This window comes from Enterovibrio qingdaonensis, assembly GCF_028683135.1.
In the GTDB taxonomy this organism is placed as follows: Bacteria; Pseudomonadota; Gammaproteobacteria; order Enterobacterales; family Vibrionaceae; genus Enterovibrio; species Enterovibrio qingdaonensis.
The window spans coordinates 23019-42187 of the sequence record NZ_JAJUBB010000031.1; the positions used below are offsets into that span (position 1 = coordinate 23019).

Here is a 19169-nt window from a genome sequence, read left to right on the forward strand (position 1 = left end):
TAAAAAATTGCTTTCTTTCGTTTGATTTACCAAACGAGTTCACGCCAAGCCCTGATTATACCTCAGTCTTGCGCGTTACAAACATTGCATCACCGTAACTGAAGAAACGATAAGCATTTTCGACGGCTTCTTTGTAAGCATTCATGACATTGTCATAGCCAGCAAACGAAGACACCAGCATGATCAGTGTCGATTCCGGTAAGTGGAAGTTTGTGACTAGCGCATCCACCAGCTGCCATTCGTAGCCTGGGTAAATGAAGATCTGCGTATCATCGAAGAAAGGCTGGAGCTCAGTGCCTTGCTGTTTGGCATGTTGCGCCGCGCTTTCCAATGAACGAACAGACGTTGTGCCCACTGCAATCACGCGGCCACCGCGAGCTTTTGCTGCCAGTACTGCATCTACCACGTCTTGTGGTACTTCCGCGTACTCTGCGTGCATTACGTGATCATTAATGTCATCAACACGCACTGGCTGGAACGTACCCGCGCCAACGTGCAAGGTCACAAATGCGGTTTCCACACCTTTTTCTTTCAGCGTTGCCAGAATGTCTTCGTCGAAATGCAGACCTGCTGTTGGTGCTGCTACTGCACCCGGCTTTTTGTTGTACACCGTTTGATAGCGTTCTTTATCCGAGTCTTCATCGGGACGATCGATGTACGGTGGCAGTGGCATGTGACCAACTTGATTCAGGATATCAAGCACAGCTTGCTCGCCGCTGAAGTGGATCTCAAACAAGGCGTCATGACGCGCCACCATTTCTGCTTCAAACTCGTCGTTTTCACCCAAGAACAGCTGTGTACCCGGCTTCGGCGGCTTTGATGCACGTACATGCGCCAGAATTGACTTGTCATCCAACATACGCTCAACCAGCACTTCAATCTTGCCGCCCGAGGCTTTTCGACCATAGACACGCGCAGGAATAACACGTGTGTTGTTAAACACCATCAGGTCACCCGGCTGAACCAGATCCAAAATGTCGGTGAAATTTTTATGGTGCAATTCGCCCGTATTGCCCGTCAATTGCAGCAGACGGCTAGCGGTACGATTAGGTTGCGGATAACGCGCGATCAGCGCATCCGGAAGGTCGAAGTCAAAGTCGGATACTTGCATTGAAAAAGCCCCATTCTAAAGCAGCCCGCTAGTATAGGCTGCTGTGCTGCAATATCAAGCAAGAGTGTTAGTAAACCACCTGATGGCTCAGGTGGTTTGGTACTGTTCGCCCGCGCGCTATGCGATAGCGAAATTGTCAGGAATTATGAAAGGCGTTTTCTGCGGCTAAACAAGGCAACCCCGAATAAAGACAGCATGAGTATTCCACCCATAGAGCCGCCGCCACCGCCGCCCCCAACAGGCGTGCCGCCACCACCCCCGCTGCCGCCGTCACTATTATCAACACCGTTCTGGTTCAAGGTCTGTGAAATCCAAGAAAGGTAGTGACTAACTTCTGAAAATCCATCTGGGTAATTGCTATTGGCGCACTCATTCCGCCACGTAAAACTCACCACGCCAATCAAACGACTCCCCCCGTCCGCATCACCTGCGCGGGAGGGATCTTTCCAAACCAAGGGGCCACCAGAGTCACCGATACAGGCACCTTGTGTCCCCGTGCTGTTTGCACAAATGATGATATTTCCCCATTCAGGGACGTAGTTGTTCGAGTTATCCCGGTTCCACAGACACTGAGTATCGGCAATGCCTGTCATGTTCACGCCTAATAGGTTATCAGATGCATTTTTTCGATTTGGTGTCGTTGCCCCCCACCCTGACACAAACAAGTTGTTCGTTGTTCCATTCGCCGCCTCATTATCAAAGGCGATTTGATTGGATTCATTGACTAGCGTAATTTTACGTGCCGTTGCGGGGAGAGTGCCTGAAATTTTGACCAGTGCAATGTCATTATCCAGCGTCGAACTGTCGTATTGTGGGTGCACGAACCTCGCGATAACTGGAAGCGTCTTACCAGCAGGCCAATACGCATTTCCGGCATACGCAGTAAAGGTGTAGGACTCGAAACCTTGCAAGCAGTGCGCTGCCGTTAAGATAAAGTTGTTCGCAATGAGTGTGCCGCCACACGACACCGTGTTCAGAGGAGTCTGACCACGTAAAAACACCTGCCATGGGGCGGTGCCAATAGAAATTGCAGAGCCACCCACAATGAGGGGCTGTTTTTCTGTTGCCAAAAGACTGCTGCTGGTCCAAAACACACAAAGTGCCAGTACCACTTTCCCTAGCCATTTATTTTTCATCATCCTTGCGCCTTTCATTCAAAACTATGCAACTGTGCAAAGTGACGATAGCGCTGGCGGTGTAGAAGATATATGGACAAGGAAAGGTGTAAAGCGCGTTTCTTTTTCCTAATAAGAATTTCTCATTTGCAAGGCAAGGTAAGTGGAATTCCAGCGCGATGAAAAAACAAAGAGCCAATCAATAGACTATTGATTGGCTCCTGCGAGAGAGGGAGTTCTCTTAAAGTGAGAGAGGTTAACGTGCGATACCTTTTTCGACGATTCGACGAGCACCCGCGATACACAAAATAACAAAAGCCAACACAGAGGTAGTGCCACCACCGCCGCCGCCGACGAGCGCACCGCCGCTACCACCGCCGCCGTTGCCGCCACCACCAGGTGTCTCATCGCCGCCATCACCACCTTCATTCATTTTTTGTGAAATCCAAGAGAGGTAATGACTGACTTCCGCAAAACCATCGGGATACAGGGTATTTGCACACTCTCCCGCCCAGGTGTAACTCACCACACCTATCAAACGAATGCCGCTGTCCGTATCGCTGGCATGCGACGGATCTTGCCACGTTAGCGGCCCACCGGAATCACCCGTACATACCCCTTTTACTTCGTCATTGTTGGCACAAATGGTCATGTCTGCACGCGTTTGAGAGTAATTAATCCCATCGTCGGTATTCCATACGCAAACTGAGTCCGCCACACCTGTCATGGGAGTGCCCATCAAGTTAAAGGTGGCATTTTGGCGATCTTGCGTTGTCGTCCCCCAGCCCGTGACATAGAGGTTGTCTTGCTGACCTAAGGATGCTTCTGTATCAAACGCGATTTGATTATCTTCGTCGACAAGCTTTATCGCAGAGGCGGTGAGCGGCAAGGTACCTGAAATTTTCAGCAACGCGATGTCGTTGGCTAAGGTCTCATCGTTATAATCTTCATGGAGAAAACTCGCCGTCACTTCGTGTTTCGACCCTGTCGGCCAATATGCACTGCCCGCGTAGACGCTATATGAATACGAATCAAAACCATATAGGCAATGTGCTGCGGTTAGCACGTAGTTGTCCGCGATAATCGTGCCACCGCACGCCACAGAACTCGCGCCGTTAGTCCCTTGTACATACACTTGCCAAGGCGCGTTGCTGATAGGGATTTCATTCCCTCCCACAATGGTCGGTTGAATATTCGTTGCGAAAGCACTGGTTGTTCCCAATACACAAAATACCGGAAACAGCCTTCCTAGCCATTTGCTTATGTTCATCCCTGCCCCTAAAACATTACGTGGGTTAATGTGCAGGTGTGACGATATCGTAAGTCGAAATTAAGAGGAATGAAGAGACAAAAAGGAAAACCGCTGATTATGCGTTATTCAGCGCAATTCTCACTTCGTCGTGCAATTGATTGTTTATATTGCGAAATGTCGGAGGCACATTGTGAAATGCACTGTGATACTTAGGCAGCGCGATGCTGCCTAAATAAAAACGCAAAGAAAACCGACACAAACAGAAATAGCGTCGTACTGCCTCCACCGCCACTGCTCGTGGCGACAGCCGCAGCGGTCAAGGTTGGGCATGAACCTGCTTGGCAACCCGAAATCCAACTCAGATAGTTTGACACCTGAGTATATACGTCGGGATAAGCATCTGATGCACACTGAAAGCTAACACCAAAACTTACCAAGCCTACCAAGGTGGCCCCGCCATCTGCATCGCCCGCGCGCGATGGATCATACCAAATCAACGGCCCACCCGAGTCACCATTACAGGCACCTTTTCCAGTTTCCTGAGCACAGAAAAACTTGCTCTGATAATCAGATACCTCGGTTACCGTCGAGCCCCAAGAGGTCCCACAAGAGGCATCTGATATGGTGGAGAGCGTTGCTTTTTGCAAGGTATTGGTCGAGGTCGTTCGGCTGGTGTCAATGTAACCCCAGCCCGTCAACAGCAAGTCTTTCGCTGACGTGTCTGCCGTGGCATCGACAGCTAACTGAACCGTATTGGAAGGCAGTTGAACCGCGGAGGCATTAGCATGCACACTGGATGACAATTTGAGCAGTCCAATGTCATTTTCTAGCGTGTCTTTGTTATAGGTACTGTTGGCGTACACGGCATCAACATTAGATAAGAAGCTCGAAAAGCTCGCACCAAACGTTTCAGCGGTTCCCGTGTAGACTGTCACGTTGCTTGCACTGACGAGGCTGAAAGCTTCATCGTCATCCGCAGAATCTAAACAGTGCGCCGCCGTCAACACCCAAGTGTTGGCAATCACCACACCACCACAGAAACGGTTGCCAATTTTTACAAACGCCTGCCAAGGCGCATCAGATATAACGGCATCACTGCCGCCAACAACATTGGGGGATTTATCTACTGCCAAAGCTGGCAGAGAGCACAGAGTCAAAACGAGCATCACAATGTGTCGCATAGCACTCCTGTTACATCCATTTAAATGAAATCCAGCTCCGATCAGCCCCTTCAAAAAATGCTCAAGAAAACTTTGATGTATTGCTGTCAGAAAGTATGAATGCCATCACCTAAATCGCGATACATTTTCGCTACATTCATCTCATAACCCTATTTTTTCAATGGAATTAGGAGGTCATATGCTTACCGTGATCGATATGATGACACCAGCACCACTTACGCTATCTATTAAGCATACGATAAATGACGCAAAACGCCTGATGGATTCAAAACGGATTCGTCACGTCCCTATCGTGTCAGACGATAACCGCCTTCAAGGTTTAGTCACGCAACGTGATGTTTTAGCGGCACAAAGCTCAAGCCTTGAAAAATCCCTGAGCGATAACGACCCCATGCAGGCCACACTCGACCGCTTGCTTGATCGTTCACTGTATACCGTGGCACCCACGGCGGGACTTAAATCCGCGGCACTTTATATGCAAAAACACAAAATAGGCTGCCTTCCCGTTGTACAACACGATAAGCTAGTCGGCATCATTACTGATTCTGACTTTGTTGCGATTGCCATCACCTTGATTGAATTGCAAGAAGAGGCCGAGCCGCTCGAGCTTGAAGACAGCGACGACGCCGCGTAACAAAGCAGTAAGTGAGGTGGATTGAATTTCCTCGCACACCTGCATGTTGCAACGCAGTGCCAAAGCCAATTGATGGGCAATTTATTGGCGGATTTTGTTCGTGGTAAGCCTGATGGTCGCTTTTCGCAAGATACCGTTGAAGGCGTGTATCTTCATCGTTATGTCGACAGTTATATTGATTCGCTGGATGCGATAAAAACATGTCGTGCACTGTTTCCCGCGCACCTATATCGTTACAGTGCCATCGCATTAGACATTTTCTGGGACCATGCGCTTGCCACGCAATGGAGTACATTTCACTCCACAACGTTTGCGCAGTTTTTACTTGATGCTGAGCATGAAAGCCGTGCAGCTGTTGCTCGCGAGCCCTTCCCATTGCCTGAGCACTTTCTGTTTATGCATGACAAAATGTGGAAAGAGCAATGGCTTCCATCTTATAAAGACATCGATACCTTACCGTTTGTGTTAAAGCGCATGTCGTTGCGAAGCCCGAGAATGGGGCCGCTTGCTGATACTGCTGCTGTTGTTATTAATCACCGCGACACCCTGCTTGCACACTTTCCCTCTATATATAGTGAGGTATTACACGCGGCCTCGACCTTTGCTACGCAGCAAAAAGAAAAGCGACCCTAAGGTCGCTTTTAAAGGTTCGCAGTGGCGGATTCTTGGGCTTTCTGTTTCTTGGTTTGCCTATGCGATTAGAACTGATCTTCTTCTGTTGAGCCTGTCAGTGCCGTTACCGATGACGCGCCACCTTGAATGGTGTTGGTCATCTTATCAAAGTAACCTGTGCCCACTTCTTGTTGGTGCGCGACGAAGGTATACCCTTTATCTGCGGCTGCAAACTCAGGACGCTGTACCTTCTCTACATAGTGACGCATGCCTTCGCCTTGTGCGTATGCATGTGCCAGTTCAAACATGTTGAACCACATGTTATGGATACCTGCCAGCGTAATGAACTGGTACTTGTAACCCATGTCTGACAGCTCTTGTTGGAAACGCGCGATAGTATCGGCATCCAAGTTCTTCTCCCAGTTGAAAGAAGGCGAACAGTTATACGCCAGCAGCTGATCTGGGTGCTCTGCCAAAATCGCTTCCGCGAATTGACGCGCTTCTTCCAAGTCTGGTTTCGCCGTTTCACACCACACCAAATCAGCGTATGGGGCATAAGCCAGACCACGCGCAATCGCTTGATCGATGCCCGCGCGCACTTTGTAGAAACCTTCAGCAGTACGTTCACCTTCGATGAAGTCTTTATCGTACGGGTCACAATCTGACGTCAACAAGTCCGCAGCATTCGCATCGGTACGTGCAATTACCAGTGTTGTGGTACCTGCAACGTCTGCTGCCAAACGCGCAGCAACCAGTTTTTGTACCGCTTCTTGCGTTGGAACCAGTACTTTACCGCCCATGTGACCACATTTTTTCACTGAAGCCAGTTGGTCTTCGAAGTGTACGCCTGCTGCGCCCGCTTCAATCATGTGCTTCATCAGCTCATACGCATTCAATACACCGCCAAAGCCCGCTTCTGCATCCGCCACGATAGGCAAGAAATAATCGGTACCTGTTTCTGGCGTGTCACCTTTCGACCATTGGATTTGATCCGCACGACGGAAAGCATTGTTGATGCGTTTTACAACCGCTGGGACAGAATCAACCGGGTACAATGATTGGTCTGGGTACATGCTTGATGCGGTGTTGTTATCCGCAGCCACCTGCCAACCAGACAGGTAAATTGCCTCGATACCCGCTTTCGCTTGTTGCACTGCCTGACCACCCGTCAGCGCGCCCAAACAGTTAACGTAACCTTTCTTCGCTGACCCATTGACGAGATCCCACAACTTCTCTGCGCCACGCTGAGCGATGGTTTGTTCCGGTACAAAAGAGCCGCGTAGCTCAACGACTTCTTCTGCAGTATAAGTGCGCTTTACATTCTTCCAACGTGGGTTTTCTTCCCAGTCTTTTTTCAGCGCGTCGATTTGCTGTTGTCTCGTCAGTGTCATTGTTCTTCCCTCTCTCAATGTGCAAAGTTAGTAGTAGGTTTTACATCCACTCAATCGTTAATCCAGTAGCTCATACCCTGACAGCGTCAGGAAGTCAGCAAGTTCATCACTGGTGGTCAGTTGCTCCATCATACTGGCCGCCTGAACATACTTACCGCGGTTAAATACGTCCTCGCCGATTTCTTCTTGTAAGACGGCCATTTCTTCTTCCAAACACGCGCGGAAGAAATCAGCCGTCACCGTTTTTCCGTTGCTTAGTGCTTTCTCATGCTTAATCCATTGCCAGATAGATGCGCGGGAGATCTCCGCCGTTGCCGCGTCTTCCATCAAGCCATAGATAGGCACACAACCATTCCCCGAAATCCATGCCTCAATGTATTGCACCGCAACACGGATGTTATGGCGCATTCCCTCTTCCGTACGGTCACCCTCACAAGGCTCTGTGAGCTCTTTTGCTGTGATGGGCGCATCGTGTTCACGCGTCACGTCTAATTGGTTTTTTCTATCACCCAATGCCGCGTCGAACACCGATTTTGCGGTATCTGCTAGCCCAGGGTGCGCAACCCACGTCCCGTCATGCCCGTTTTTGGCTTCAAGAGATTTATCCGTGGTGATTTTGTCCAGCACCCACGCATTTTTTTCTGGGTCTTTCGATGGAATAAAGGCTGCCATGCCGCCCATCGCCATCGCACCACGACGGTGACACGTTCTTACCAGTAAACGCGAATAAGCATTCAAAAACGGTTTTTCCATCGTCACAACCTGACGGTCTGGTAGAACGCGGTCAGGGTGGTTGCGGAATGTTTTGATGTAGCTAAAGATGTAATCCCAGCGTCCGCAGTTCAGCGCGACAATGTGATCTTTCAAATTAAAGAGGATTTCATCCATCTCAAACACAGCAGGCAGGGTTTCAATCAAGACCGTGGCTTTAATGGTGCCACGTGACAACCCAAGCTCGTCTTCGGCAAAACAGAACACATCGTTCCACCACGCTGCTTCTTGGTGCGCTTGTAACTTAGGCAGGTAAAAGTAAGGGCCAGAGCCATTTTCCAGCAGTGCTTTGTGGTTTCGGAAAAAATACAGCGCAAAATCAAACAGCGCACCGGGAATGGGCTTGCCATCAAGCAGCACATGTTTTTCTTTCAAATGCAGGCCACGTACACGGCAAATCAGCACGGCAGGATCATCCCCCAACGCATAGTGCTTACCTGTCGCGGGATTGTTGTACGAAATGGTGCGCGCAATCGCGTCCGTCAGATTCCGCTGACCTTGTAAAACAGGGCCCCATACCGGCGAGAACGAATCTTCGAAATCAGCCATAAACACTTTCACATTTGCGTTTAAGGCATTAATTACCATTTTGCGCTCAGGCGGACCCGTGATTTCCAATCTGCGATCTTGCAAATCAGCGGGAATACCGCGAATGCTCCACGCATCCTCACGAATAGACGCTGTCTGCGGCAAGAAATCAGGAATGTCACCGGCGTCGAATTGCGCCTGACGTGCTTCACGAGCGGCTAAAAGCTCCGGAACGCGATGTGCAAAGCGGCTCGCGAGCTTATGGAGAAATGCAAGAGCTTCATCGGTCAAGACATCCGATTCTTGATCCGTGATGGCTGGGTTGAACGAAAACTGCGATGAAGTTTGTTGTGCTTGCAAATCCATATCCTTCCTCCATTTTCATTTGTAACCAAATCACAACATTGGCCATTATCCCTTAGCGCAATACATTGGTTTCAATTTGCTCCAAACTCCTCAATAAACTTGCGTATTTATCGAAGAACGTCAACACCCACCAACGTATTAGACTTAAGTATAGATAGATTCAAAATCTTATAAATCAATACTATAAGTGATTTTAGAGTTTTAACTCAAAACACTAAATTAAAACAATTTGCAGATTCTTATTCCGTTTATATTCAAATCATCCCAAGGTTGCATTTTTGTAATTACTTACGTAATTAAATTTCTTATTCAGCTTTTTTATAAACATAGAAAATGCCACGTTTTAAACGTAGCAGCAGTACGCCATACTTGCAGAAATTCTTTTTATAACAAAAAGTTAACATTGGACTGATATTTGAGGGATAGACGGGATTCGTTCGTAACCGCTTAATATGTGACGAAAAATATGTCGGCATTCCTACATAAGTTAGTTTCAGAATTGCAGATGACTTTCTTTTCTGAAATTAGCAGATTATTCCGATATGAGAGGATATTCCGAAATATAACGTCAAAGTTTTACTGAATTACTCTAACCCGTAGGCTCTGATGAAAAATGCACGGCTATTTCATCGTTTTGAGAGAAAGGAAGGGGGAATGCTGCTCGGTATCGCCAAGTAAAAACCGAGCAGTATAGGATAAAAACATCTGGCTAAAGCAGCGTCTCGACCAGTTCAGCAAGAACGTCAAAGGTCGGTTTTCGGCTTGATGTTGGTCGCCAAACCAACCCAATCTCGCGATATGCTTCCTGCCCTGGCGGCTCAACAATCGCGAGGTTCAAATTCTCAATAAGACCGTGATTGATCGCCATTTGAGGAATAAAAGTTGTCCCTAGCCCGTTAGCCACCATTTGCACCAAGGTGTGTAAACTGGTTGCGGTAAAGGGATTTATTTTTGCCGTTGAAGTGAGCTTACAGGCCGATACCGCGTGATCGGTCAGGCAATGCTCCCTTTCCAGCAAAAAAACCGACTCATCCGGTAAGTCTGAATAGCTTAAAGGCTTGTGGACTTGCGCAGCCTGAATCCGGCTCATCACCATTTTAAAGGCATCTCGCCCGACAACACGGCTCGCCATACTGCCAATATCTACCGGCAACGCGAGGATCAGCACATCCATCTCGCCACTTTTTAACGCCGTCAGCAGGTTCGCGGTGGTATCTTCACGAAGGAGCAAATCAAGCTCTGGGTACTGCTTATTCACCGCCTGAACCAAATCGCACAGCAAAAATGGGGCGATGGTCGGTATACAACCCACGCGCAGCTTGCCCTGCATGGGGCTATCCTTAACTTGCGTCAGTTCCATTAAATCTTGGCTACGAGCCAAAATTTCGCGGCTACGAGACACGACATCTTCGCCGATTGCAGAAAATACAAGCGTTTTGTTATCACGCTCAATAAGCTGAGAACCAATCAAATCTTCTAGGTTTTGAATGCCAGAACTTAGTGTAGACTGACTGACGAAACATTGTTTTGCCGCCTCGCCAAAGTGGCGGGTTTCATACAATGTCACCAAATAATGAAGCTGTTTGAGAGAAGGGAACTTTGTCATCGATTTTTCCGATTACATTAATCTATTAAATCCACTTTTTTCAATTTAGCAGTTCCATTATAGTTTGTCCCGTTCATAGATGAATCGAGGCGTTATCGCCTGATACACAAACATTTTTAGGAGCTGAGAAATGGTACTAGTAGGCCGTCAAGCCCCAGACTTTACTGCAGCAGCAGTACTGGGCAATGGTGAAATCGTAGAAAACTTCAACCTGAAAGAGTTCACCAAAGGTAAGAAAGCAGTTCTGTTCTTCTATCCGCTGGACTTCACCTTCGTATGTCCTTCTGAGCTGATCGCATTCGACAAGCGTCATGCTGATTTCCAAGCTAAAGGCGTAGAAGTAATCGGTGTTTCTATCGATTCTCAGTTCTCTCACAACGCATGGCGTAACACTGCTGTTGAAGACGGCGGTATCGGCCAAGTTAAATACCCACTGGTAGCAGACGTTAAGCACGAAATCTGTAAAGCATACGACGTTGAGCACCCAGAAGCGGGCGTTGCTTTCCGTGGTTCTTTCCTGATCGACGAAGACGGTCTGGTTCGCCACCAAGTTGTTAACGACCTGCCACTAGGCCGTAACATCGACGAGATGCTGCGCATGGTTGATGCACTGAACTTCCACCAGAAAAACGGTGAAGTTTGCCCAGCACAGTGGGAAGAAGGTAAAGCGGGTATGGACGCATCTCCGAAAGGCGTTGCTGCTTACCTGTCTGAGCACACTGAAGACCTGTAATTGGTCTGACTGCTACTCAACAGCAGTCCCTAACGCGTAAGCGTAAAGCCAATAAGTCAGCTTATAAAAAATATGAGGCCCGGACCACCGGGCCCTTTTTGTATCTGGGGTTTATGAAACGCCCTGTCTCACCTCACCTTCACGACTCAACCTAAACCCACCTGCTGCCAATCAAAGCATACGCACAGCTCGCTCTACCACATTCGTTTCACACTGAGTGTTTAAACAACAAAGCCACAAGCTTAAGGACTACCGAATACCGCGCACACGGATTCAGAGCGTCATCATAGATGATACTGGCGTGCTTGGTGCTTGGTGCTTGGTGCTTGGTGCTTGGTAAGAAAGAGTAAATCGAGAGAGTACGAATAAAGCGAGATGATGCAGTGAAAACGAGATGGAGCGGTAAAAACGAGAGAAGAAAGAGCGTTGCGCGTAGGAAAAGAATCTAAAGAAGGAGAGCTAACGAAAAAACGCAGAGGCATTAGAAAGTGAGATTCTCACCTTCCAGATAGCAAAAAAGGGCCGCGGATTACTCCGCGGCCCTTTTTACGACAATTACAGCTTGATTACGTTAGCTGCTTGAGGACCTTTTTGGCCTTGCTCAACGTCGAAAGAAACCTTTTGGCCTTCAGCCAGAGTTTTGAAGCCTTCAGAAGCGATTGCACGGAAGTGAACGAATACGTCTGCGCCGCCGTTGTCTTGAGAAATGAAACCAAAACCTTTTTCTTCGTTAAACCATTTTACGATGCCAGTAGACTTAGACATTTTATGCCCCTTATATATAAATTCGATGAAAAATCGCAAATTGCGAGTATTGCACTGAATGTTGAATTATTGAATGTGACGATTAAGCGAAGGGGACACAGAGGTCATCGTATTAACGAAGGAAATCTGCGGTCTTACTTTAACTTTATGTTGCATTAATAACTCTGCAAACCAGAGCGAGGCTCATACTATAGGAACAGCCACCAAAGTAAAGCGATATCGTGCGTTTTATTTAAACAATTTTACGCATTGCTTATTTTTTAACCACTTAGTGCATTCTGTAACTAGTCACCCGATTTTTACCAAACTTTTACACCCTACCCGCTTCTATTTTAACCATATCTCATTGATGATGAGCGTAATTTCATAGCGAGGAACGCGTAATGTCTGTATTGGTCGAAGTTTGTATCGACAGCCTTGAATCTCTTCCTATTGCTCAAGCCGCCGGCGCAGGACGCATCGAACTGTGCAGCTCTTTGGCAACCGGCGGTCTGACTGCCAGTGCCGGTTATATGAAACAGGCCGCACGCATCAGTGGTATCCCTGTTTACGGCATCATTCGCCCCCGTGAAGGCGACTTCCTGTATTCCAGTGATGATATCGAGATCATGCTCGCCGATATCCACATGGCGCGCTCAGCAGGCCTTCATGGCGTTGTCATCGGTGCATTGAATGCAGACGGCACAATTGCGCAAGACGCCGTGAGCGAGATGTTCAAGGCTGCTGGCGACCTAGGTGTTACCTTCCACCGCGCGATTGACCATTGCTCAGCCCCGTTTGACGCCCTGGAGTTTCTGATGACCCACGGCGCAGAGCGTGTGCTGACCTCCGGCCTCGCCAAAAGTGCTGCACTGGGCATCGACACCTTAAAAGAGATGGTTGCCTTCACCCAAGGCCGACTCAGCATCATGCCGGGAGCGGGTGTATCACCCGACAATGCCAAGCTGATTATCGAGTCCACCGGCGCGCACGAAATTCACCTCTCTGGCAAAACCACCCGCGCCTCGCTGATGAACTATCGCAACGAGAAAGCGACCATGGGCAACAGTGACAGCGACTTTGACATTACCGTCACTAACCCTGACATCATCCAGCGCACCATCGCCGCCTTGCGCTAACCGAACGTCGCATTTTTCCGCGCCATTTGGCACTTTCTAAAAAAGGGGGATTGAAATGATCCCCCTTCCTTTTTAGGGTGATCAGAATCCAAAGCTCAAACGGAAAGGAGCGGTTGATGGCAAACCCAGACAACACCACAAAGAAAACCAAGAAGGTGAAACTCACCAAAGCCGCCTACGAAGACAAACTCGCCGAGCTGCAAACCGAGCTCGTCAAACTGCAAGAATGGGTCAAGCTCAAAGGCCTGAAAGTCGTTGTGGTATTCGAAGGCCGTGATGCCGCAGGCAAAGGCGGTGTCATCAAACGTATCACCGAAAAACTCAACCCACGTGTATGCCGCATTGTCGCCCTCGACAAACCCACCGAACGCGAACGCTCCCAGTGGTACTTCCAACGCTATGTGGCGCACCTACCCGCTGCAGGCGAAATCGTGCTGTTTGACCGAAGCTGGTATAACCGCGCAGGTGTTGAGCGAGTCATGGGTTTTTGCAGCGATGATGAATACGAAGAATTCTTCCGCACCTGTCCCGAGTTCGAGCGCATGCTACAGCGTTCAGGCATCATCTTGCTGAAGTACTGGTTTTCTGTTTCCGACGACGAGCAGGAAAAACGCTTCAAAGAGCGGATTGAAACGCCCATCAAACGTTGGAAATTCAGCCCGATGGACTTGGAGTCACGCAGCCGCTGGATTGAATACAGCGAAGCCAAAGACAGGATGTTCGCTTTCACCGACACCAAAGAATCGCCTTGGTGGGTCGTTGATGCTGACAACAAAAAGCGCGCACGCCTAAACTGTATCTCGCACCTGCTTGCCAGCATCCCGTATGAAACCATCACCTACGACGATATTGCCCTGCCCGACATCAACCAAGAAGGCTATATTCGCGCGCCACTCGACAGCCAACGCTTTGTGCCGGACATCGCCCACGATGTTGCGCTCGGTGATGACTAAACACGTTACGCACATTAAAGGGCGCTTCAGCGGGGCTCCCCTCAACAATCAGACACAAAAAAGGGCAGCCTCGGCTGCCCTTCATACGTTTAAGCATCAAACAGGTAAACGCTTACTCCGCTTTGCGTAGCGGGTTTACCTTGCCACCCGTAACCGGGTCAGCATTGCCTTCCAATTTGGCGCGCTCTGCACGGCGGCGGCGAATTTCTTTCGGGTCAGCCACCAAAGGGCGATAAATCTCAATGCGATCGCCATCGTGTACCAGCGCGTCTAATTTTACCAAACGGCTAAACACACCCACTTTGTTCTTTTTCAGATCAATCTCAGGGTAAGCATCTAACACCCCAGAATGACGGATGATGTCTTCGACATGCATGTCCGGCGTCACAATCGCCTTAAACACGCGCTGTTCCTGCGGCAGGGCATACACCACTTCCACGTGCAGCAGTTTTTCATCGCTCATATACGTCTCTCGCCCTTTGGGTAAACGCTTTTACCATGTTCAACGTCAGCTCGTTAAACACTTTACCAAACGCCATTTCAACCAGACTGTTGGTAAATTCAAAATCTAAGTTCAGCTCAATCTTGCATGCGTCAACATCCAGCGAAGTGAAATGCCAACCGCCCACCAGCTTACGGAACGGGCCATCGACCAATTCCATTTTTATCGCTTGGCCTTCCACTAACTCATTGCGGGTAGTAAAGGTTTTGCGAATACCTGCCTTAGCAACATCAACAGAAGCCGTCATCGCACTGTCACTTGCTTCCAGCACGCGCGAACCGGCGCAGCCAGGCAAGAAAGACGGATAGGCTTCAACATCATTAACAAGCTTAAACATTTGCTCTGCACTAAACGGCACGAGGGCAGAACGGGTAATACGTGGCATAGCATCTCCTCACAGGTCGATGCCGACATCATATCACTGGACTGAATTTAGGCAAAAAAACCCATAAAAAGTATATCGCCAGAGAGAATCACTGCCGTATAATGGTGCCATTATGGTAAAGAAAAATTCAAAGAATAAAGCGGGCAGCAATACAATTGCGCAGAACCGCCAAGCTCGCCACGAGTACTTCATCGAAGACGATGTTGAAGTCGGGCTTGAGCTCCAAGGCTGGGAAGTGAAATCGCTCCGTGCAGGTAAAGCCAACATCAGTGAGAGCTACGTGTTCTTCCGAAATGGTGAAGCCTTCATGTCGGGTGCGACCATCACCCCGTTGAATGTTGCTTCTACTCACGTAGTGGCTGACCCAACACGTGTGCGTAAACTGCTGCTCAAGCGTCGCGAGCTCGACTCTTTGATTGGCAAAGTGAACCGTGAAGGTTACACCGTTGTCGCACTCTCCCTGTACTGGAAACAGTCGTGGGCTAAACTTAAGATTGGTCTGGCAAAAGGTAAAAAGCTTCATGACAAACGCGATGCATCAAAAGATCGCGATTGGCAGCGCGACAAAGCGCGTATCATGAAGGCTGCAGCCAGATAATCATTGACGCAGCAGCATGTTATGCTAGTATCTGCGCCATATTCCGGGGCTGATTCAGGATTCGACAGGATCAAGAAGGCTCGTGGAGCATGCCGAGGGGCGGTTTGCCTCGTAAAAAGCCGCAAAAAAATAGTCGCAAACGACGAAAACTACGCACTAGCAGCTTAATAACCTGCTTAGAGCCTGCCCTCCCTAGCCTCCGCCTGTAGGACGGGGAATCAGGGCAGTCAAACCCAATCAGGATAGCGAGGGAAGCTTTGACTAGAGAGCTGAACCGCGAAATAGAATTCTGGTATGTCTTTTTGTAGCGTGTCTATTCGCAGCACACTGACGAGATTAAAGATAGACTAAGCATGTAGCGCCATTAGTTAGACTGATTTTGGACGCGGGTTCAACTCCCGCCAGCTCCACCAAACGTTTGGAAAGCGCCAACTCGAAAGGGTTGGCGCTTTTTTGTTGTGCCTATATTTTCAAAAGCAAGCCATTTGACTCAATGACTTTTGCTCATGAGCTATCTTATGAATTAAACCAAAAATCGAGATCATCAACGTCATCAGCTAACTCAACTCCGGCTCTGCTAAAGCCGGTTGTATCAGCTGGCGTACCTTTGGGAGATATCGATAGCTCCAAGTCTAGCCCCTCAAGCACCCTAAGCAAGGTTGATAGTTTTACATCGCTCCCCGCTTCAATGCGCTGGTACTGTTGCTGCTTCATGCCGATTCGCATGTACATATCTTTTTGCTCGATACCTAGCTTTTTACGTTGCTCAATGAGCAACGCTGCAATTTCATCAACATTCTTCACTGCACACCTCAAACAACTCTATCGTCGTAGCAATCACAATAAACAACATATTAGTTGTAAAAAAAAACCTATAACAACTTTAAGGTTGTACGTAGCCCCGCGAACAACTTTAGGGTTGTATTGTTGAGTTAGATACGCGCGTTAGATTCTGAGGAAATATGCTCTATTTAGGTGAAGAATTGGGGTAACCCTAACGAATTGGTACACCGAAAGGTACATCGATAAAAATCAAATCAATATAATTAGCGTAAGAACAATAAGTTAATAAGCAAGATCAACTTACACCATAGATTAGCTGTTGGCTTAAGCCGCCACTCATGCGTTATTTTGACTGGTTCCAATTGGAACCACGCTTGGCACTTTTCCCCTCAGGTTTGCCAATGTCAAATTTAAAATAGTTAATGAGTACATAAGCTTACATTATGCTTATCAGAAAGCCATTATTGCGTAAAACAACACTCTTTAATTAAGCATGAATCAGATTATGAGTAATTAACTACTCGCAACCTTTAAGTGACAGTGTCTTCATATAAACTCTTATTACTATGCTCGAGCGCATTCATGCTTCTCTTTGGGTAGAAAACTACTCATTAATTGCAATACGAGCAATTTATGCGTAAATTAATACGCATTAGTTTATTTTGGAGCAATGGTGATGGAACAACTGACCATTCAGGCATTTATCAATGAACAATGGCTCGATATCGCCATCATTTCGTTTCCTGAAAGTGACCAACACAACTACAAGGTGACCGCTGTTGACTATCTCCAGGGCTATGCCATTGACCATTTTGAAAAAGATGACCTGCACGCGGTCTCCATCAACCACCCTGTCGCTTTTTTCTTTGATGACAACGGAGAGCCAGGTTGGTTGAAGTTTCTCGACGACATCATGCCCAGTGGTGCCAGCAGGAAATACTGGGTTAAACAATTAGAAATTGAAGACCTTCCCACTGCCGAGCAAAACTACGTCTTGTTGAAGCATGGCACCATGTCTCCAGTTGGTAATCTTAGAATCAAAGACTCTCTCCCTGATCGGTTCGAGCTTGCAGATAGTCTCGTCTTCTCAGTAGAAGATGTAAAAAGCCGCGCCAGTGACTTTTTAGATTATGCCCAACAGAGAGGAGCGGCGGCTGGCGGTGCAACAGGTGCAGGAGGAGAAGCACCCAAGCTCCTTCTCCGCGCCGCTATCGAAGATGATCCAAGTAACTGGAAAATATGGATAGACCCTTATCAGGACGACAACAACAATCGGGATTTGCACTATTTAGTCAAATACCCAAGAGGCTCAAGAAGTGACATAGATTGCGATATTCTTCGCGCAGAGTTTCTTTACTATCATGAGCTTACAGAAATGGGGTTTGACACCATCCCCATCGAACACATGCGTTTGGAAGAAGGCGCAAACTACCCTTCATTGTGGCTTCCTCGTTTTGACATTAGCTATAACTCTCAAGGGAAGATTGAAAGATTTGGCATGGAGTCGGTCTATTCCATCTTGGGGAAAAGTGCTGGTGTTACCCTAGATCATGAAGAAACCATCAGAGTTCTCAATGATAAAATCACTCAGAGTTACATGGTGACGCATCAAGGGTATCAGTTTGATATTCAGTCATTTGTTATCGAGTGGGTCAAAAGAGACCTTCTTAATATCCTCTTTGGAAATAGCGATAACCACGGGCGTAATACATCGTTCCTCAAAGGAGATGGCTACATCAAACTTGCACCCATTTACGACTTTGCGCCGATGAAAGCTGATCCTGAAGGCATACCAAGAACAACCAAATGGAGGGCACCTTTGGAGGTTGGCGGAACCTATGATTTTGTGGGAATAGCCAACACGTTGTCAGACCTAGTGCCTAGCGAGACCTTACTCGTGGCTCTGCGCGATACAGCAAGCCAATGTACTGATCTCAAGGAAAGACTGGCAGCAAAGGGGGTACCAGAAAGTATTCTCGAACTACCAGGCATAGGGTTCAACCATATATCAGACAAACTGACTAAGTGGGGTCTTCTGTGAGCACAAAAAAATCGACACTCAACGAGTCAGCTAAAGCAACCGTTGCTCGCCTTAAAGCTAACCGTATACAGCCTTCTCAAGCACAATTTGATGATAGAGATGTAATGGGAAACGGTGCTTCAAACTCCCCAAAAATCCAAAGGGTTTCAAAGAACAAAACACCTGTTGATGCCGCTGAACGCAAAAATGTCGCCAACAAAATAATCAAGCAATTATTGTTCGGTGAGTTAACTCAAGGGCAAGCCTTGAAAGCCCTTCGGATCAATGTACTTGGACTGAAACAGGATGTGTACGCAAAACTGGTGGATATTTCTCGAAAAACGCTTTCAGATATTGAGAATGACCGAGGCAGTTACAAAACGGACATATTGAACAAGGCATTTAAGCCTTTTGGCTTGAGAGTGGGCTTGCTCCCATCCTCAACCAATGCCTTGAGATCGTTATTACAGAGTGATGGAACGACGAATTAAAATAGGTCTGGAGCCCTGCTTTAGACTAAGTTGTCATAAAAGACCTAGGCTATAGCATAACAATGGAATAAGAAGACGCGAGTTCAGTTCCTTCCAGAGTAGGATTTTCTAGTAACATTGGTAGTTGCATCAAATCCATTGCACACTCTTAAGTTAATGATTTTAAAGACAATGAAAAGCAAATTCAGATTCCACCAGCTCCACCAAACGTTTGGAAAAGGCCAACCTGAAAGGGTTGGCCTTTTTTATTGTTC

19 protein-coding genes and 1 other RNA gene are annotated in these 19169 nt (G+C 47.8%); 9 read left to right on the forward strand and 11 right to left on the reverse strand.

Annotated features, from left to right (window positions below; translation table 11 throughout):
* Window positions 1-55: 55 nt before the first annotated feature.
* The 4 genes from queA to LRP49_RS23805 form a co-directional block, all read right to left on the reverse strand.
* The gene (gene queA, locus LRP49_RS23790; protein WP_274145979.1) at window positions 56-1111 is read right to left on the reverse strand and encodes a tRNA preQ1(34) S-adenosylmethionine ribosyltransferase-isomerase QueA; all 1056 of its coding nucleotides are present in this window, start codon (window positions 1109-1111) and stop codon (window positions 56-58) included.
* Between the two features lie 143 nt (window positions 1112-1254).
* Window positions 1255-2250 (reverse strand): serine protease, encoded by a 996-nt coding sequence (locus tag LRP49_RS23795; RefSeq protein ID WP_274145981.1) that lies wholly within the window; start codon window positions 2248-2250, stop codon window positions 1255-1257.
* A 232-nt stretch (window positions 2251-2482) separates the two neighbouring features.
* Window positions 2483-3496: a S1 family serine peptidase gene (locus tag LRP49_RS23800; protein WP_274145983.1), complete on the reverse strand. Its 1014-nt coding sequence runs from the start codon at window positions 3494-3496 to the stop codon at window positions 2483-2485.
* A 191-nt stretch (window positions 3497-3687) separates the two neighbouring features.
* Window positions 3688-4659, reverse strand: coding sequence for a serine protease (locus LRP49_RS23805; RefSeq protein ID WP_274145985.1), 972 nt, complete (start codon window positions 4657-4659; stop codon window positions 3688-3690).
* 178 nt (window positions 4660-4837) lie between these two features.
* Between LRP49_RS23805 and LRP49_RS23810 the strand changes: the two genes are divergently transcribed.
* Together LRP49_RS23810 and LRP49_RS23815 are read left to right on the forward strand one after the other, a co-directional pair.
* Window positions 4838-5293: a CBS domain-containing protein gene (locus LRP49_RS23810; protein ID WP_274145987.1), complete on the forward strand. Its 456-nt coding sequence runs from the start codon at window positions 4838-4840 to the stop codon at window positions 5291-5293.
* A gap of 21 nt (window positions 5294-5314) precedes the next feature.
* Window positions 5315-5926 carry an acyl carrier protein phosphodiesterase gene (locus tag LRP49_RS23815; RefSeq protein ID WP_274145989.1) on the forward strand — a complete coding sequence of 204 codons (612 nt, stop codon included), beginning with the start codon at window positions 5315-5317 and terminating at the stop codon, window positions 5924-5926.
* 65 nt (window positions 5927-5991) lie between these two features.
* Here LRP49_RS23815 and aceA read toward each other — a convergent pair whose 3' ends face one another.
* The 3 genes from aceA to LRP49_RS23830 all read right to left on the reverse strand — a co-directional run bounded on the left by aceA (window position 5992) and on the right by LRP49_RS23830 (window position 10567).
* Window positions 5992-7296, reverse strand: a complete 1305-nt coding sequence (gene aceA, locus LRP49_RS23820; protein WP_274145990.1) for an isocitrate lyase — start codon at window positions 7294-7296, stop codon at window positions 5992-5994.
* Between the two features lie 57 nt (window positions 7297-7353).
* Window positions 7354-8961, reverse strand: coding sequence for a malate synthase A (aceB, locus tag LRP49_RS23825; protein WP_274145992.1), 1608 nt, complete (start codon window positions 8959-8961; stop codon window positions 7354-7356).
* A gap of 709 nt (window positions 8962-9670) precedes the next feature.
* Complete coding sequence (locus LRP49_RS23830; protein ID WP_274145994.1) at window positions 9671-10567, reverse strand: hydrogen peroxide-inducible genes activator; 897 nt, start codon at window positions 10565-10567, stop codon at window positions 9671-9673.
* Window positions 10568-10697: 130 nt separating this feature from the next.
* Here LRP49_RS23830 and LRP49_RS23835 point away from each other — a divergent pair, with 130 nt between their 5' ends.
* Entirely contained in the window at window positions 10698-11300 is a 603-nt protein-coding gene (locus LRP49_RS23835; protein WP_067420004.1) for a peroxiredoxin C, read from the forward strand.
* Between the two features lie 555 nt (window positions 11301-11855).
* Here LRP49_RS23835 and cspE read toward each other — a convergent pair.
* On the reverse strand, window positions 11856-12065 hold the full coding sequence (gene cspE / locus LRP49_RS23840) for a transcription antiterminator/RNA stability regulator CspE (RefSeq protein ID WP_067420003.1): 210 nt from the start codon (window positions 12063-12065) through the stop codon (window positions 11856-11858).
* A 383-nt stretch (window positions 12066-12448) separates the two neighbouring features.
* Here cspE and LRP49_RS23845 point away from each other — a divergent pair, with 383 nt between their 5' ends.
* The gene (locus LRP49_RS23845; RefSeq protein ID WP_274145996.1) at window positions 12449-13183 is read left to right on the forward strand and encodes a copper homeostasis protein CutC; all 735 of its coding nucleotides are present in this window, start codon (window positions 12449-12451) and stop codon (window positions 13181-13183) included.
* Between the two features lie 116 nt (window positions 13184-13299).
* A complete protein-coding gene (gene ppk2 / locus LRP49_RS23850) occupies window positions 13300-14136 on the forward strand; it encodes a polyphosphate kinase 2 (RefSeq protein ID WP_274145998.1) in 837 nt (278 codons plus the stop codon).
* 112 nt (window positions 14137-14248) lie between these two features.
* Here ppk2 and LRP49_RS23855 read toward each other — a convergent pair whose 3' ends face one another.
* Window positions 14249-14599 carry an RnfH family protein gene (locus LRP49_RS23855; protein ID WP_274145999.1) on the reverse strand — a complete coding sequence of 117 codons (351 nt, stop codon included), beginning with the start codon at window positions 14597-14599 and terminating at the stop codon, window positions 14249-14251.
* Complete coding sequence (locus LRP49_RS23860; RefSeq protein WP_274146001.1) at window positions 14589-15023, reverse strand: SRPBCC family protein; 435 nt, start codon at window positions 15021-15023, stop codon at window positions 14589-14591. The genes LRP49_RS23855 and LRP49_RS23860 overlap by 11 nt, the downstream gene beginning before the upstream one ends.
* Before the next feature lie 112 nt (window positions 15024-15135).
* Here LRP49_RS23860 and smpB point away from each other — a divergent pair, with 112 nt between their 5' ends.
* Window positions 15136-15621, forward strand: coding sequence for an SsrA-binding protein SmpB (gene smpB, locus LRP49_RS23865; protein ID WP_067419998.1), 486 nt, complete (start codon window positions 15136-15138; stop codon window positions 15619-15621).
* A 45-nt stretch (window positions 15622-15666) separates the two neighbouring features.
* Window positions 15667-16034, forward strand: a transfer-messenger RNA (tmRNA) gene (gene ssrA, locus LRP49_RS23870).
* 103 nt (window positions 16035-16137) lie between these two features.
* On the opposite strand, the gene LRP49_RS23875 is transcribed toward ssrA, so the two are convergent.
* Entirely contained in the window at window positions 16138-16425 is a 288-nt protein-coding gene (locus LRP49_RS23875) for a helix-turn-helix domain-containing protein (protein WP_274146003.1), read from the reverse strand.
* Between the two features lie 655 nt (window positions 16426-17080).
* Here LRP49_RS23875 and LRP49_RS23880 point away from each other — a divergent pair.
* Together LRP49_RS23880 and LRP49_RS23885 are read left to right on the forward strand one after the other, a co-directional pair.
* Window positions 17081-18445 carry a type II toxin-antitoxin system HipA family toxin gene (locus LRP49_RS23880; protein ID WP_274146006.1) on the forward strand — a complete coding sequence of 455 codons (1365 nt, stop codon included), beginning with the start codon at window positions 17081-17083 and terminating at the stop codon, window positions 18443-18445.
* Window positions 18442-18915: a helix-turn-helix transcriptional regulator gene (locus LRP49_RS23885; RefSeq protein ID WP_274146007.1), complete on the forward strand. Its 474-nt coding sequence runs from the start codon at window positions 18442-18444 to the stop codon at window positions 18913-18915. The genes LRP49_RS23880 and LRP49_RS23885 overlap by 4 nt, the downstream gene beginning before the upstream one ends.
* The last annotated feature ends 254 nt before the right edge of the window (window positions 18916-19169 follow it).